15 protein-coding genes are annotated in these 14,499 nt (G+C 70.1%); 5 read left to right on the forward strand and 10 right to left on the reverse strand.

All coding sequences use genetic code 11. From position 1 onward, the window contains the following. Positions 1-2: 2 nt before the first annotated feature. Positions 3-2,009 (reverse strand): oxidoreductase, encoded by a 2,007-nt coding sequence (locus tag OH768_RS13130; protein ID WP_406453243.1) that lies wholly within the window; start codon positions 2,007-2,009, stop codon positions 3-5. A gap of 125 nt (positions 2,010-2,134) precedes the next feature. Between OH768_RS13130 and OH768_RS13135 the strand changes: the two genes are divergently transcribed. The 3 genes from OH768_RS13135 (at position 2,135) to OH768_RS13145 (ending at position 3,988) form a co-directional block, all read left to right on the forward strand. Next, positions 2,135-2,854, forward strand: a complete 720-nt coding sequence (locus OH768_RS13135) for a hypothetical protein (protein WP_406453245.1) — start codon at positions 2,135-2,137, stop codon at positions 2,852-2,854. Between the two features lie 64 nt (positions 2,855-2,918). Continuing rightward, the gene (locus OH768_RS13140) at positions 2,919-3,761 is read left to right on the forward strand and encodes a polysaccharide deacetylase family protein (RefSeq protein WP_406453247.1); all 843 of its coding nucleotides are present in this window, start codon (positions 2,919-2,921) and stop codon (positions 3,759-3,761) included. 47 nt (positions 3,762-3,808) lie between these two features. Further along, positions 3,809-3,988 (forward strand): hypothetical protein, encoded by a 180-nt coding sequence (locus OH768_RS13145; protein WP_406453249.1) that lies wholly within the window; start codon positions 3,809-3,811, stop codon positions 3,986-3,988. Here the strand turns inward: OH768_RS13145 and OH768_RS13150 are convergent. Both OH768_RS13150 and OH768_RS13155 read right to left on the reverse strand, forming a co-directional pair. Continuing rightward, positions 3,980-4,651 carry an ABC transporter gene (locus OH768_RS13150; RefSeq protein ID WP_406465252.1) on the reverse strand — a complete coding sequence of 224 codons (672 nt, stop codon included), beginning with the start codon at positions 4,649-4,651 and terminating at the stop codon, positions 3,980-3,982. The two genes, OH768_RS13145 and OH768_RS13150, sit on opposite strands and share 9 nt — an antisense overlap. A 5-nt stretch (positions 4,652-4,656) precedes the next feature. Next, positions 4,657-5,538, reverse strand: a complete 882-nt coding sequence (locus OH768_RS13155; RefSeq protein ID WP_406453251.1) for an ATP-binding cassette domain-containing protein — start codon at positions 5,536-5,538, stop codon at positions 4,657-4,659. Positions 5,539-5,714: 176 nt separating this feature from the next. On the opposite strand from OH768_RS13155, the gene OH768_RS13160 reads away from it, so the two are divergent. Beyond that, complete coding sequence (locus OH768_RS13160) at positions 5,715-6,470, forward strand: peptidyl-tRNA hydrolase (protein ID WP_406453253.1); 756 nt, start codon at positions 5,715-5,717, stop codon at positions 6,468-6,470. A 31-nt stretch (positions 6,471-6,501) separates the two neighbouring features. Here the strand turns inward: OH768_RS13160 and OH768_RS13165 are convergent, their stop codons facing one another. After that, on the reverse strand, positions 6,502-7,122 hold the full coding sequence (locus tag OH768_RS13165; protein WP_406453255.1) for a methyltransferase family protein: 621 nt from the start codon (positions 7,120-7,122) through the stop codon (positions 6,502-6,504). Positions 7,123-7,339: 217 nt separating this feature from the next. On the opposite strand from OH768_RS13165, the gene OH768_RS13170 reads away from it, so the two are divergent. Further along, the gene (locus OH768_RS13170; protein ID WP_406453257.1) at positions 7,340-8,233 is read left to right on the forward strand and encodes a DUF2236 domain-containing protein; all 894 of its coding nucleotides are present in this window, start codon (positions 7,340-7,342) and stop codon (positions 8,231-8,233) included. On the opposite strand, the gene OH768_RS13175 is transcribed toward OH768_RS13170, so the two are convergent. Genes OH768_RS13175 through OH768_RS13200 form a run of 6 tightly spaced genes read right to left on the reverse strand, consistent with a single transcriptional unit; the run spans position 8,214 to position 14,397 of the window. Beyond that, positions 8,214-8,780, reverse strand: a complete 567-nt coding sequence (locus OH768_RS13175; RefSeq protein ID WP_406453259.1) for a flavin reductase family protein — start codon at positions 8,778-8,780, stop codon at positions 8,214-8,216. The genes OH768_RS13170 and OH768_RS13175 overlap by 20 nt on opposite strands. Then, entirely contained in the window at positions 8,780-10,186 is a 1,407-nt protein-coding gene (locus OH768_RS13180; protein WP_406453261.1) for an MFS transporter, read from the reverse strand. Before OH768_RS13180 ends, OH768_RS13175 begins: the two co-directional genes overlap by 1 nt. A 10-nt stretch (positions 10,187-10,196) precedes the next feature. Beyond that, on the reverse strand, positions 10,197-11,531 hold the full coding sequence (locus OH768_RS13185) for an NtaA/DmoA family FMN-dependent monooxygenase (protein WP_406453263.1): 1,335 nt from the start codon (positions 11,529-11,531) through the stop codon (positions 10,197-10,199). Continuing rightward, positions 11,528-12,187, reverse strand: a complete 660-nt coding sequence (locus OH768_RS13190; protein WP_406453265.1) for a cysteine hydrolase family protein — start codon at positions 12,185-12,187, stop codon at positions 11,528-11,530. The genes OH768_RS13185 and OH768_RS13190 overlap by 4 nt, the downstream gene beginning before the upstream one ends. Then, positions 12,187-13,248, reverse strand: a complete 1,062-nt coding sequence (locus tag OH768_RS13195) for an LLM class flavin-dependent oxidoreductase (RefSeq protein ID WP_406453267.1) — start codon at positions 13,246-13,248, stop codon at positions 12,187-12,189. Before OH768_RS13195 ends, OH768_RS13190 begins: the two co-directional genes overlap by 1 nt. A 39-nt stretch (positions 13,249-13,287) precedes the next feature. Next, on the reverse strand, positions 13,288-14,397 hold the full coding sequence (locus OH768_RS13200; RefSeq protein WP_406453269.1) for an ABC transporter substrate-binding protein: 1,110 nt from the start codon (positions 14,395-14,397) through the stop codon (positions 13,288-13,290). Positions 14,398-14,499: the final 102 nt, after the last annotated feature.

Consider the following 14,499-nt stretch of genomic DNA (forward strand, 5'->3'; position numbering starts at 1 on the left):
CGTCAACGGCGGGCGATCGTGCGGGTGATGCCCGCCGCGATGGTGGTCGCGAGGATCCATCCCGCGGCGATCAACGCGGCCGACAGCCACTGCTGCCAGCCGTACGGCTTGAAGGCCCCCTCCTGGCCGAAGCTCACGACCGGCAACAAGAGGTCGAGGGTGTACAGGAACGGGTTGAAGGGCGGTGCCTCGGAGGGCTTCACCGCGGGTGGGTGCCGGGAGGCGAAGGCGACGCTCGCCGCAAGCAGCAGCACCGCGAGCCAGAGCGCCGCTCGCACCGGCCGGTAGCCGTAACCCACGGTCCAGTCCTGGACGTACCCCCAGATCCGCAGCACGGACGGCCCGGCCGCGCGCCGGCGCCGGTGCTTGGCCAGCAGTACCTCGCGCGCCGCGTCGTCGTGTCCGTGCCGGGAGTAGGTGGCGGCAAGCTGCTCGTAGGGCTGGGGCAGGTACCCGCTGACCTCCTTGGCAAGCCAGGCGAGTCGGGCTTCGACAGGCAGCATCGCTTCCATGTGGTCGTACATGAACCCGTCGAGGCGGAGACCGGCCGGCCAGCGGGCGGGAACGTCGTCGAGCACGCCGACCTGGGCGTACCGGAGGTCGACGGGTCCGCTCAGGTGCGTGGCCTCGTCGGTCCGGAGGGAGCCCGCTCTGACGTTCCGCACGGACACGGAACCGTCGACGGCCGTCCCGGCGAGACAGAGCGCGGTCGCGACACGGCTGCCGGTCAGCGACACACGGCCCCGGGCGACGAAGCCATCACACAGGTCGAGCACGCCGGTGGTCAGACCCCAGGCCGTCAGTACCCGGGCCGACGGATTCGTCAGCCGTGCCGCATGGAACTCGATGGCCGCGCCCACATCCGCGTTGTTGAGAACGATCTCCCCCTCCGACACCAAAGCGTTGCAGTGGAGCCGGCCGGCGACGCGGAGCCGTCGAGCCGACAGTGCCTCACCCGCCGGGTTGTCCAGCCGCGCACCGGCGAGGTTCACAGAACCGTCGACGCGTGCGTCCTCCAGGACGACCTGCCCGTGACTCGCGAACCCCGGCGAGGCTTCGAGGTCGCCCGCGACACCGGCGAGCGACGCGTCGAGGGCTCGCCCACCGGGCGCCGCGAACTCCGCGCCCGCGAGCCTCAGCGGACCCTGCACGGTGGAGCCGGTCAGGACGACCGTCCCTTTGGCCGCAAGCCCTCCGTCCAGGGCGACGAGCCCCTCCACCCGCAGGCGTTCCGCGTTGAGGGCGACACCGGTGGGGTTCTCCAGCCGTGCTCCGGTGAATACGCAGCACCGGGAGACGCGGGCGTCCTGCAGCCTCAACTCGCCTTGTGAGAACAGACCCCGTCCGGACGGGGCGAGTCCGCTGCCGCAGAACAGCCCGCCTTCCACCACGAGTCCGTCACCGTTCAGGGTCGCTCCGCCCGGGTGTGCGATGCGCGCGCCCTCCAGGACCAGCGTCCCGCCGATCCTGGCACTCCACATCAGCATCTCACCGTGGATCTCCGCGTCCCGGCAGCTGACGTCACGGTCGACCACGAGGCTGTCCGCGTGCAGCGCCGGAGAGCCCCGGGCGTGCATCCCGGTCAGGTCGAGCGAGCCGGTCACATGGGCGCGCGTAAGCCGTACCGAGTCGCCGAAACGGCAGCCCTTGAGCCGGAGTGGCCCGTCGACCTGTGCGTCCTGCATCAGCAGGGTCGGCAGCAGCGATCCGCTCAGATCGACCAGGCCGGTCGAGGCGGCCTCCAGCCGAACGGCCTCCTGGAACGTGCAGTCCTGCAGGATCATGGCGTACCGCAGTTCGCAGCCGGACAGGTCCAGCGATCCGGTGACGACTGCGTTCCGCAGCCGAAGAGCCGGCACGTACCCGGGCACAGGCTCGCGTTCCCCCAGAAGCAGGCGCCCGATCACCTCCGCCCGCACGACACGGTCACCCCCCTGATCGACCACCCCACCGGTGAGAAACGCCTCCCACAGCGCGCTCTCGGCTTCGGACAGAGCAAGCCCCGACATATGTCCCCCCCCAACACCATGACAAGTAAGCCCCGTCGAAGGCGCCCGGACCACCGCCTGGAACCGATCCACTGCGATATCTCCGACGGGACCTCATCCGAATGCCCTCCGGTGACATGCCGGACATGGCGCCCCACGCGACTCCGGTCCATGGACGCGAGTGGTCCGAGCCGACGTTCGAGTCCGAGCTCGGTGTCTCGACGGGCTGTGACGACAAGGTGCGCGACCTCTATGTCCGGCTCCTCGATCTGCTCGACGTCACGGTCGGCGTCGACATGCTCTCCGGCACGAGCGCCGGAGGAATCAACGGGGCGCTGCTCGGGCTGGCACGGGCGAACTCGCTCGACCTGGGAGACCTGCGCGAGTTCTGGCTGAAGTCCGGCGACTTCGACACTCTGCTGCGCGACCTGAAGGAGACCAGGCCGCCCTCGATGCTGCAGGGCGACGGGGTGCTCTGCTCGGCCGTGGCCATCTGGGTCATGTCCGGAGAGGACACCCTGCTGGGGCTCTCGTCTGCCGTACTCCTGGCCGTGGGATGCCTGCTCTTCGGTCTGGGGGCGTGGGGTGTGAGCCGCCGCCTGTTTCCGACCGTCCTGGCTCTGCTGCTGACCGCGGGAATCGTGGTTGCCACGACGGTCAAACACGACGACCTATTCGGGAGGGCCACGAAGCCCGGCGCCGAGAAGGACGTCGGCTGGGTCGGAGACAACGTGCTCCCCTGGCGGCGGGAGTCCCCGTCGCACCCCCTCATCGTGTTCGGCGGGCTGATCGTGCTGAGCGTGCTGATCAGCGGTGCGGTCGGCAAACTGGCAAGGACCGTCCGCCGGAAGTCCTGCCCGCGATGAGCAAATCGGGCGAACGTGACACCAGGTGACCAATTAATCACCTTTATTCCGCTACGTTCATACGGTGATCATTCGAGTACGACGAGTCGCCGCCGCCTGTGCACTCGGCGCCGCGCTCACCGCCTGCGGGGCCCCTTCCGCGCCCCACGCCATCCGTCCGGCGCCGACCGCGCCCACCGCCGTCCCCTCGCGGCCGCCCACTCTCGCACCCGGCCCCGCCGGACTGACCCCCGTCTTCAAGAACGGTCCGCGGACGGACGGCAAGACCGTCGCGCTGACCTTCGACGCCGATATGACCGCCGATCAGGGGCCGCGCGCGGCGGCGGGCGAGCACTTCGACAATCCGCAGCTCATCGCGACGCTGCGGGCGCTGAAGGTGCCGGCGACCGTGTTCATGACCGGTCGGTGGGCCGACGAGTATCCGGCCGAGGCGCGCGACATCGGGCGGGACCCGCAGTTCGAAATCGCCAACCACTCCTACAGCCACTACGCCTTCACCGGCGACTGCTACGGCCTGCCGACCGTGTCCCGGGACCGGATGAAGGCCGATGTGGAGCGGGCGTACACGGCCTTCAAGAAGGCGGGCGTGCCGAACGCGATGCCGTACTTCCGCTTCCCCGGCGGGTGTTACGACCGGCAGGCGCTGAAGACGCTGAGCGCGGTCGGTGTCACGGCGGTGCAGTGGGACGTGGTGAGCGGGGACGCCTTCGCCACGGACTCCGATGCCGTGGCCCAGCAGGTGCTGGAGGGCGTGCAGCCCGGGTCGGTCGTCGTCATGCACTGCACGCGCAGCGCCGCCCCTGCGACCGAGAAGGCCGTCCGCATGATCGTGCCCGAGCTGCGGAAGAAGGGGTACCGGTTCGTGAAGGTCTCCGAGCTGATCGGGGCGGCGGACCGGCACCGCTGACGGGCGCGCACTCCTCTTGGATCACGCACTCCTCTTACGCTGGTCGCATGAGTGACGAGGAGTCGGCACCGGCGTACGCGGAGTGTGTGCTGTGCCGGGAACCCACCGAGTACCCGGAGTCGTACAAGGGGATCACCCTTTGTCCCGTGTGCATGGGGGTCACCCCGCTCGAGCGAAGCCGAGAGTGGGGGAGGCAGGAGGCGCAGCGGACCGCCTGTTCAGGGTGAGCGGCGGGAGGTGAGGGCGCAGGTCGCGGCGGTCACGGCCGCCGTGACCAGAGCCGCCCCGGCCAGGGGGAGCAGCGGGACCGGGACCGTGCCCGACTGCGAGCCGGTCACCAGGCCGCTGACCGCCGCCTGCGCCGGGGAACCGGTCACCACCACCGACAGCAGTGCCGCCAGCAGCATCGCGGGCACCGCCCGGCCGGGCGAGCGCAGCAGCGGCCAGTTGGTGAGCGCGCCGACCGCCGTGCCGAGCAGGGCGCAGACCAGGACCGCGAGCAGACCGGCCGTGCCGGCGGCGGGGAGCGGTACCCGGGTGCGGTGATCGGCGCTCGCCGGGTCGCTGATCAGCGTGACGACGAGGGTGGCCGCCGTGCCGAACGCCGCCGCGGTGCCCAGCGCGACCAGCAGACAGGCGAGGTGCGCCCGCGCGGGTCCGACCGCCGCCGCGACACAACTCCGCGCCGCGGGCGGCTCGTTGGTCGTGCAGATCCGCACCAGCCAGGCGGCGACCGGCAGCAGCGCCGCGGCCGTGTAGCCGAGCGAGTCGAGCACCGGCTGCCCGCCCTGGACTCCGATGCCCAGGAACGCGGCGTACAGGATGACCGGCGGTAGCCAGCGTTGCGAGCGCAGGAGAAGGGCGGCCTGGTAGCGCAGCAGGGCCGGCATCGCGGTCATCGGGGGCCTTCGTCGTCGAGGGAGAGGTCCGGGTCCGGTGACCGCTTCAGGCTCACTATGTGCCAGGGCGGGCGGGCCGTCAGCAGGGCGCGGAGCAGGACGTCCGAGTGGGAGGCGGGGACGGTGAGGCGGTGGGCGCCGGGGGCGAGTTGCCTCGACCCGGTGAGGAACTGGCTTGCCCCTGCCGGGAGTTGCCCTCCCTGCGGTCCTTGCACGTCCACCGAGACCTGCGGTCCGGACGGTGAACTGGCCTTGTTCGTACGGTGGTTGAGGGATCCATCGGCGACCGTGTACGTCGCGTCGGGTGTCCCCGTGAGGCGGCTCGGGTCGTGGTCCACGAAGACGACCGCTCCGCCGGCCGCCGTGCGTTCCGCCACGGCTCGCTCCAACTCCGCCCCGGCGTCGGCGTCCAGGCCGGTCCACGCCTCGTCGAGGACGAGCAGGTCCGGTTCGGCGAGCAGGGCCTGTGCCACGGCGACCTTCTGGCTGCTGCCCTTCGAGAGGCGGGTCATGGGGGTGTCCGCGTGGGCGGTGGCCCCGAAGCGGTCGAGCCACTCGCCTGCGGCACGTGCCGCCGCCTTACGGGAGAGGCCGTGCACCGTGCCGAGGTGGGTGAGGTAGCCCTCGGCGGTGAAGGGGAGTGCCTGCGGGAAGCGCTCGGGGACGTAGGCGGTGCGGGGGCGGCCGGTGACGCGGCCTTCGGTGGGGGCGTCGATTCCGGCGAGGAGACGGAGCAGGGTGGATTTGCCGGTGCCGTTGGCGCCCTCGACTCGGGTGAGGGTGTGGGGCGCCAACGTGAGGGTCACGCCGCGGAGGATCCAGGAGCCGTGCAATCCGTAGCGGCGGCCGACGTCGTCCAGCTGTAGATCGCTTCGCATCGGGGCATTCTTTCGCAGGAGGGGTGGGGTGGGCCTGTCGTTTGGCGGGTGCGGGTACGTTGTGGCTGGTCGCGCCCACGCGGCGGAGCCGCACAATGTCACAGCCCCGCGCCCCTGAGCGGGTCCACTCAGCGGTGTTTCCAAGGACCAGTCCCTCTCCTGGCAGACTGGAGGGCGTGACCAGTGATTCCTCCGTTTCCGGCGGCGATGTCGACCCCTTCCGTAATGAGCGCACCGTGCGCGACGAGGCTCCGCAGTTTGTGTTGCCCCTGGTTGTGCGGATCGAGCGGGATGCTCCGCCGGCGCGGACGGACGCGTTGGAGACGGCGGCCCGGGCCGTGCTGACGATCCTGAGCGACGAGCGGGCTCTCGGTGACGGGGAGTGGGCGCAGGTCATCCGGGACTGGCAGGACGCGCGTATCCGGAAGGTGGTGCGGCGGGCGCGCGGTGCCGAGTGGCGGCGGGCCGAGGCGCTGCCGGGCATCACGGTGACCGGGAAGTCGGCGGAGGTACGGGTCTTCCCGCCCGTCCCGCTCGACGGCTGGCCCAAGGATCTGGCCCGGCTCCAGGTGTCCGGTACCGACCTCGACGACCCCGAACCGCCGGCCGACGCGGACCCGACGGCGCCGGTGCTCTGGCTGAACCCCGACCTCGACATGTCCGCCGGCAAGACGATGGCCCAGACCGGCCACGGCGCCCAACTCGCCTGGTGGGAGCTGTCGGACGAGGAACGGACCGCCTGGCGTCAGGCCGGCTTCCCGCTCTCCGTGCGCACCGCCGTCCCCGCCCGGTGGGCCGAACTCATCAGCAGCGAGCGGCCGTTGGTCCGGGACGCGGGCTTCACGGAGATCGCCCCCGGGCTGACCGTCGCGGTCGAGGGACACCACCGGGTCGGCGAACTGGGCGACGAGGGACGAGGAACTGTCGGCTGAGGTCGCAGGCCCCCCTCCCCCTCCCTTCCTCCTACCCCTGCCGACTGCTGGCAGCCCCGCGGCCGACCGGAGCAGGTCGGGTCCACGGGATCAGGGCCGGAACGCGGGCGCGGTAGGCCTCGTAGGACGCACCGAACCGGTCGGCCATCATGCCGTCCTCTGTCCGGACCCGGTGCAGCAGCCAGGGGACGGCGACGGCGAGGAACACGATCCAGACGCCGAAGCCGCAGGCCAGCATCCCGCCGAAGACCAGGCCGAGAAGGCCGGTGTAGATGGGGTGCCGCACTATTCGGTACGGGCCCTCGGTGCGCAGTTCGTGGTGTTCGTGGACGAGCGGGATGCTGGCCCACATGACGCCCAGTACCCAACGGGCCCAGAGCAGCAGAGCCGTGGAGGCGACGGCGATCAGGGCGCCCAGGAGGGCGAGCTCGGGCTGCCAGTACCGGAGGTGGTGCCAGAAGGAGTCCGGGGTGTGTCTGATGAGCAGGGAGAACGCGTAGGCGCCCACGATCAGGAGAAGCCGCCGGGGCAGGGTACGGCGCAGGCCGCGTGCCCAGCTGCCGAGGCCTGCCTCGCTCTTCACGCCGAAGTACACCGCGCCCGCGATCCACGCCACGACGAAGATCGCGACGCAGACGCCGGTGAGAGCCACGAGTGCGGAATGTAGTGATCCCATGGCACAAGGCTGCGCCCTGACCTGCGTCGTTCACCACCACCCACGGGCTGATTCAGCGGCTCCACCCTCGGGTGGAGATCCGTCACAGATCCGTCGCTCTCGGTCGAGGTGACGTAGATCACGACGGATCAGGGCATCGGCCGGCGCGTGCCGTGGCGTCCCCTTCCTGAAAGTCCGAATGGGGGAACCGAACGTGCGCCGTGGCTACAAGTGGGTCGACCGTGAACTGGCCCGGATGGACCCGGACACCGACTGGGAGTGCATGATCTCGCTCTACGTCGGCCACCGCGTCCCCGAGTTCGCGCTGGCGATGATGGTCTATCCGGGCACCATGCGCATGATGCAGCCGGGCTTCGGAGCCGCCACCCTGGCCCACACCGCGAAGCTGGAGAAGAGACCCCGGCGGCGTTTCGAGGACGGCAACGAGTTCCTGATGGCGTGGATGGTCGACGGGCTGTCCAGCACCGCGGGCCTCGCCGCCGCCGAGCGGCTCAACCGCATCCACCTGGCGATCGCCCGCGCGACCCCCCGGTTTCCCGGCAACTTCGACGACGTCGACGACTTCGTCTATCCCCTGGTCCTGCTGGCCACGTTCGCCGACAGGCTTCAGACCTCGTTGGGACTGCCCGGTACGAGCGGGAGCATGAAGGTCGCCTGGCATCGCTGGGCGCAGACCCTCTTCCGGCTTCTGGAGCGCGAGTCCGGGCCGCTGGCCGGCGAGGCGTTCCCCGAGAACTGGGACGCGATGACCGAGTTCGCCGTGAAGTTCGAGGCGCGGCCTTACGAGGGGACGGAGTCCGGTCATCGGGTGGCGACCGCGATGATGGAGTTCTTCGCCGAGCGCTGGTTCCCCGTCCCCTTACGGGCGTTCGGCAGAGACCTGACCCGGTATCTCGCAGGCGAGCGGGTCTGCCGACTGCACCGGATCGGCACGCTCGGCACGCGCCGCGAGCGTGCCGTACGCCTGTTCCTGAAGTCCGCGTTCCTCGCCCAACGCCTTCTCCCCGACTACCGCAGACCGCTTCCCGAGCGCTTACGGCAGACCCGGCGCCGCACCGGCCCGACGCTCAGCTCCCCAGCATCTTGAGCGTCCTTCGGTGCCACACCAGCGGACTCCGCTCGTCGTCGGACCTCATGGCCAGCACGCGCAGCACGATGATGTCGTGGTCGCCGGCCGGATAGCTGTGCTCGACGGTGCACTCCAGCCACACTGGCGCGCCGTCGAGGAAGATCGCACCGGATTCCGCCTCCACCGTGCGCAGGTCGGCGAACCGGGCCTCCTTGCTGCGGGAAGCGAGTTGCCGGGCCTTGTCGCTGTGCCCCTCGCCCAGGACCGAGACGCCGATCGTCCGCGCGCGGGACAGTACCGGCCAGGTGGTGGAGGTGTGTTGGGCCGCGAAGGAGACCATGGGCGGGTTGTGGGAGACGCCGACCGCGAACGACGAGACGATCATGACGGTCGGGTCGCCGTGGACGCGCGCGGAGAGGGCCGCGACCCCCGCCGGGAACCCGGAGAACGCCCTCGTCATCTCCCCGGGATCGGAGGTGATGCCCGCCAGATTCCGCAGGCCTTCCATGCCTTCCGTTCCTTCCGACGCCGTCATCGTGAGACCCCCGTCTGCGTCAGGCTTCATCAGGTGACTCCTGTGGGTAGCTGTGGCGCGGCGGGCACGGCAGGGCGCCCGCTCCCGGACGGCTCGGTGCGCAGGAGCGCCGACGCGAGAAGGCACAGCACCCCGACCGCCGCGAGCCCGCCGAGCGTGACCGCGTAACCGTGGCCGGCCAGCAGAACGGCACAGACCGCGCTGCCCAGTACCGCGCCGAGTTGCTTCATCGCGTTGAAGGTTCCGGAGGCCGCCCCGACCTCGTCCGGGCCGACCGAGGTCACCGCCGCGATCGAAAGGGGCGACCAGACAAAGGAGTTGGCGACGCCGTACACCGCGAACGTGGCGGTCAGCCCGGTGATCGGGGCGTCGGTCGCGACGAGCACCGCCGACGTGCCGATGGACAGGACGAGCGCGCCGGAGCCGATGACGGCGACCGCGCGGGAACCGATTCCGTTGTTGAGCCGGGCCGACACCGGCGCGCCCAACAGGCAGACCACGCCCATCGGTACGAGGGTGAGGGCCGCCGCGCCCGCGTCGAGCCCGCGCTCCCGCTGGAGGTACAGCATCAGCGGGATCATGGCCGACCCGGAGCAGAAGGCGGCGGCGGCACCGGCCCAGGCCGCGACGACGAACCCACGGCTGCGCAGCAACCCGACCGGCACGAGGGCGCGTTGACCGTCCCGGCGCTGCAACCACACGACAGCCACTACGACCAGCAGACCCACGCCGGCGAGCAACCACCGTGGCACGCCCAGCACTTCCGCGCTCGCGCCGTCCGTGCCCTGGATACCGATCACCAGCGCACCCACACCGCTCGCGTTCGCGCAGATCGCCCACACCGGGATGCGCGCCAACTGCCGTGGGAGGACCGGCACGAACACCGTTACGGCGGCCATCGCGGCGACACCGACCGGCACGTTGACCCAGAACACCGCGGGCCAACCCCCGGCCGCCACAAGGAAACCTCCCAGCAGCGGCCCGACAGCCACCGCCGCTCCGCCGACCGCGCCCCACACCCCGAGCGCGACGGCGAGACGCGGCGGCCGGAACAGCGCCTTGATGAGGGTCAGGCACTGCGGGGTCATCAACGCGGCCCCGATGCCCTGCGCCACCCGCCAGGCGACAAGTGCCGTGATCGTGGCGGCAGTTGCGCACAGCAGCGACCCGAGCGTGAACGCGGCCAGCCCGACCAGATGGACGCGTCGATGGCCGTAGCGATCGCCGAGCCGTCCCGCGACGACCAACGGCACCGCGTACGCGACGAGGTAACCGCTGTTGACCCACATCCCGGCGGTCTCACTTGCGTGCAACCCACTGATCAGTGACGGCAGCGCGACCGAGGTGATCGTGCTGTCCAGCAGCAGCATGAAGAACCCGGTGCAGAGGCTGCCGAGAGCGAACCAGTCGCGCCGCACACCCTCGCCCCCACTCACTGCGGGCATCTCAAACTGCCAGGTTCTCGCGAAGAGTTGAGCCGGAGTAGGCCGGTGCGAGCGCGCCGCGGCGGCGCAGTTCGGGCAGCAGCAGTTCGCTGATCGCGGCGAAGCCGGCGGGCATGGCCAGCGGGCTGGAGAACATGAAGCCGCCGCGTGCTCCGGTAGCGGCGAAGTTCTCCTCCAACGCGTCCGCCACGGCGGCCGGATCGCCGACGAGGCTGTGGTCCAGGCCCGTCGCCCGCCCCCTGCCGTGCGCGAAGAACTCGCTACGGCTCATGGTGCGGTCCGCGCCGAACTCCGCGACGAGCGAGCCGACGAGCCCCGCCGGACTCGCGTTGACAGCCGCCAACTCGTCGCGTAGTTCGCCGAGTTGGAAGGAGGCCGGGAGCGTCGAGAAGTCGTAGCCGGCGTTGTGCGAGAGGTAGGTGGCGACCGCCTCCTCGTTCCAGAACTCGTGCACCGCCTCGCAGCGCGCCAGCGCCTCGGCCTTCGTGCGGCCGACGATCACCTGGGTGGCCCAGAGGATGCCCACGTGTTCCGGGTCCCGCCCCTCGGCGAGCAACGCCTCGTCGAGCAGCTTGCGATGGCGCTGCTGGCTCGCCAGATGTCCGCCGAAGCCGAAGACGAGGTCGGCGAACCGGGCCGAAGCGGCAATGCCCCGGGGGGAGTTGCCCGCCTGCACGATGAGCGGGTGGTACTGCGGGCCGGGTACGGACGCGAGCGGTCCCTTGACGGTGAAGAAGCGCCCCTCGTGGTCGATGGGGTGGACCTTCGCGGGGTCGGCGAAACGCCCGGTGCTCCGGTCGCGGACGATGGCATCCGGCGCGACGGAGTCCCACAACGCCCGGCAGACGTCGACGAATTCCTCCATCCGCTCGTAGCGCAGGTCGTGGTCCATCAGCTCGGCGAACCCGTAGTTGGCCGCGTCGGCGCCGCGGGTGGAGGCGACCACGTTGAAGGCGATACGGCCGCCGGTCACATGGTCGAGCGAGTTCAACAGCCGGGCGACGTAGAAGGGATGCATGAACGTCGAGGAGTACGTCAGCCCGAAGCCGACCTTCTCCGTCACCGTGGACATCGCGGCGATGACCGGCGCCATGTCGTGGCGCGGCCACTGGATGCCCCACTCGACGGCCGGTCCGATGCTGCCGCGCCAGGTGCTGGGGATGCCGCTGCCGTCGCCGAAGAACAGCAGGCCGACGCCCGCGCGTTCGGCGGTCTGCGCGAGTTCCATGAACATGCGGACGTCGGGGAAGTCCCGCCCGACCCAGGAGCCCTGTCTCGCCCAGGCGCCCTCGGTGTGGGTGAAGGAGAGGTCGTAGCCGATGTGCATTCCGGTCATCGCGCGGCCTTCTTCCACAGCTCGACGACCTCGTCGGCGTCGCTCAACACGGCCACGTTCAGGCCGAGTTGGAACAGGGCGGCGGCGTTGACGTGGTGGTCGTAGGCGGTCGTCGTGTCCTGGGGCACGACGACGGGCCAGTCAAGTTGGACGGCGTCCTGGGCGGTCGCGTACACACAGCACTCGCTCGTCAGGCCGACGACGGTGAGCCAGTCGTAGCCGGCCGCGCGCAGCCGTGCGTCGAGATCGGTGCCGAGGAAGCCGCTGTAGCCGCGTTTGACCACCCGCAACTCCCCTGCCTCGGGCCCCATGTGGAACCACTCGGCGCCGGGCGTCCCGATCCGGCACGGCTCGTCCGGGCTCATGGGCGCGTCGTAGTCGCCCTCGCGCAGCCAGTTGCTCGACCGCCACGGCCGTGCCGGGTCGCTGCCCAACTCGACCCAGACGACGGATACTTCGGCGGCGCGTGCGGCGGCGACGAGTTCGGCGATACGGGTGACCGTCCGGCCCAGTGCCGCCAGCGCCTCGTCCGTCAGGCCGTACGCCCCGAGCCGGTCCGGGTCGGCGAAGTCCCGTTGTACGTCGACCACGACGAGCGCGGGCCTGCTCTCGGGCCGTGCGAGGCGGGCGAGTTGTCTGTCGCGCAGGTCGGACATCAGGCAGCCACCTCGTCGCGGGCGCGCAGCGCGGGCAGCACGGTGTCGCCGAACAGCAGCATGTCCTCGTCGTACTCCGGGAAGATCAGCATGAGTCCGTCGAGGTCGGCCTCCCGCACGATGTACTCGATGTGCTCGGTGACCGTACGGGCGCTGCCGGCGACGTACGGCGTCTGGAAGGCCGCCTCCCCATCGGCGCCGTCGGCCCAGGCGCGGGCCTGGTCCTCGGGCACGCCCCAGGTGTGCCGCATATGGGCGAGGGCCTCGCGGTCGACGCCCGCGCCCCACTCCTTGACCTTCTTGACGGCCAGTTCGTCGGTGTCGTCCTGGACGACGGTGAGCATCGAATAGGTCTTGCAGACACGGCCGTTGGCCTTCGCTCGGGCGTGCACGTCGGCGGAGAGCGACCGCATGTCGTCGAGGCTGTCGGCGGCGAGGAAGGCGCCGTCGGCGTAGCGGGCCTGGAAACGGCGGGCGTCCTCGGAGCGGCCCGCGCTGATGACGGTCGGCCGGGTCGCCGGGTGCGGGCGCGACTCGCAGTCGACGAGGTCGAAGTACGGGGTGCGCATCGTGACCGAGTCCTCGGTCCACAGCCGGGTGACGGCCTCCGTCCAGAGCTCCGTCATCCGGTAGCGGTCCGCGTGGCTCAACTCCGGGTCCCAGTCGCCGAATTGCTCGAACTCCCCGGCGTACGAGCCGTTCACGATGTTCATCCCGGCCCGGCCGCCGGAGATGTCCTGGAGGGTGGTGAGCATCTTCGCCGCGACGGCGGGGTTGTGGATGTTGGCGTGCAAGGTCGCCCAGATCCTGACCCGGCTGGTCGCCTCGGCGAGCGCCGCCATCATCGTCATCGACTCCAGCGAGCGGCCCCAGTGGTCCGTACTCCCGCCGAAACCACGCCACTTGGCCATCGACATCACGAAGTCGAGGCCGATGTTCTCCGCGTGCAGGGCGGCACGCCTGTTGTACGCGTAGGTCGCCTCGGGATGCGGCGCGGTCGTGGACAGCATCCAGCCGCCGTTCCCGATGGGAAGGAAGATTCCGTACTCTTTCGCGGGCACGTTGCGGGCCTTTCTACGGCTCTGCGGTCTCTTGCGTTCTTACGGCGCGGGCCAGACGAGCTTGTCGCCGCTGTAGATGTCCTTGACGAACGAGGTGTCGAACCACGCCTCGGCCCTGGCGGCGGTCACACTGCTCGGCACGATCTTGAACTGGTGCAGCATGGCGACGAGTTGGGTGACGTTGTCGGTGTCGATGCCGCCGAGCGGCTGTCCGGGCGTTGGGTTCTCCTTGACGACCTGTGTCTCGGTCTTCCAGATCGTCGCGTTGAGCTTCTTGTCGTAGGTCGGACCGGACAACTTGGCCGCGTAGCCGACGCATTCGGTGATGTGCGCCTCGCTTGAGGAGCAGTACGCGTACGCGTGCATGGCGGCCCGCAGGATGTCCTCGACGGCGTGCGGATGCGCCTTGGCGAACGCCGGGTTGACCGCCATCGCGCCGATGGAGCTGGGGATCTTGTAGTCGACCGGCTTCCACACCGTGACGTCCTTGCCGGCCGCCTTGAGCTGGTTGGGCTCGTTGGAGATGAACCCGGTGAGCGCTTCGAGGCCGCCCTGCTTCCGGGGCAGTACGGAGGGGTCGTAGCCCTCCTTGACCAGCTTGAGCGAGTCCCACTTGACGCCGGCCTTGACGAGCATCGCCTCGACGGCGGCGGGGACGTACCCCTTGTGGCCAACGACCTTGCCGTCGAGCTGGGTCAGGTCGGTGATGTCCTTGTTGGTCATCAGGATGTCGAGCCCGGCGTTCGAGTACGAGGAAATGCCCTTGATGTCAATGCCATTGGCCTGTGCCTGGATCAGGTCCTGCTCGGAGATCGCGGACACGGTGGCCTGGCCACCCGCGAGCAGTTTGGTGTTCTGCGCGGTGTCACCGCTACCGGGCTTGAGATCGACGGTGAGGCAAAGGTCCTTGAAGTAGCCGAGCTTGGCGGCTGCGATGTATTCGAGGATCGAGACGGAGGACTGGAACTGGTACCCGGAGAGATACGTGATCTTCCCGGCGGCCTTGTTCTCGGCACAACGCTTCGCGGATATCGCGGAACCGGCAGCACCGGCGGAGGCGCTGTCGCCCGAGCCGGAACCGCATCCGGCGACTCCGAGCGTCAGCACGGTGGCGATGAGAGCAGATCTGGTGAGGTGATAACGGGACATGTGTAACTCCAAACTGGCTGTAATGCCGATGAGTTGAGCGCCCCGATAGGGGCGCGGGGAACTGCGCGACCAGCCCCCACCGGGCCCGCAGACAACAACCGT

This window comes from Streptomyces sp. NBC_01622, assembly GCF_045209635.1.
GTDB lineage: Bacteria > Actinomycetota > Actinomycetes > Streptomycetales > Streptomycetaceae > Streptomyces.

Excerpts from the sequence above, each read along its gene's own strand:
- OH768_RS13155 (WP_406453251.1), bottom strand. The coding sequence starts at position 5,538 with ATGCGAAGCGATCTACAGCTGGACGACGTCGGCCGCCGCTACGGATTG.
- OH768_RS13185 (WP_406453263.1), bottom strand. The coding sequence starts at position 11,531 with ATGACCGGAATGCACATCGGCTACGACCTCTCCTTCACCCACACCGAG.
- OH768_RS13135 (WP_406453245.1), top strand. The coding sequence starts at position 2,135 with ATGGCGCCCCACGCGACTCCGGTCCATGGACGCGAGTGGTCCGAGCCG.
- OH768_RS13200 (WP_406453269.1), bottom strand. The coding sequence starts at position 14,397 with ATGTCCCGTTATCACCTCACCAGATCTGCTCTCATCGCCACCGTGCTG.
- OH768_RS13190 (WP_406453265.1), bottom strand. The coding sequence starts at position 12,187 with ATGTCCGACCTGCGCGACAGACAACTCGCCCGCCTCGCACGGCCCGAG.
- OH768_RS13150 (WP_406465252.1), bottom strand. The coding sequence starts at position 4,651 with ATGCCGGCCCTGCTGCGCTACCAGGCCGCCCTTCTCCTGCGCTCGCAA.
- OH768_RS13130 (WP_406453243.1), bottom strand. The coding sequence starts at position 2,009 with ATGTCGGGGCTTGCTCTGTCCGAAGCCGAGAGCGCGCTGTGGGAGGCG.
- OH768_RS13175 (WP_406453259.1), bottom strand. The coding sequence starts at position 8,780 with ATGAAGCCTGACGCAGACGGGGGTCTCACGATGACGGCGTCGGAAGGA.
- OH768_RS13145 (WP_406453249.1), top strand. The coding sequence starts at position 3,809 with ATGAGTGACGAGGAGTCGGCACCGGCGTACGCGGAGTGTGTGCTGTGC.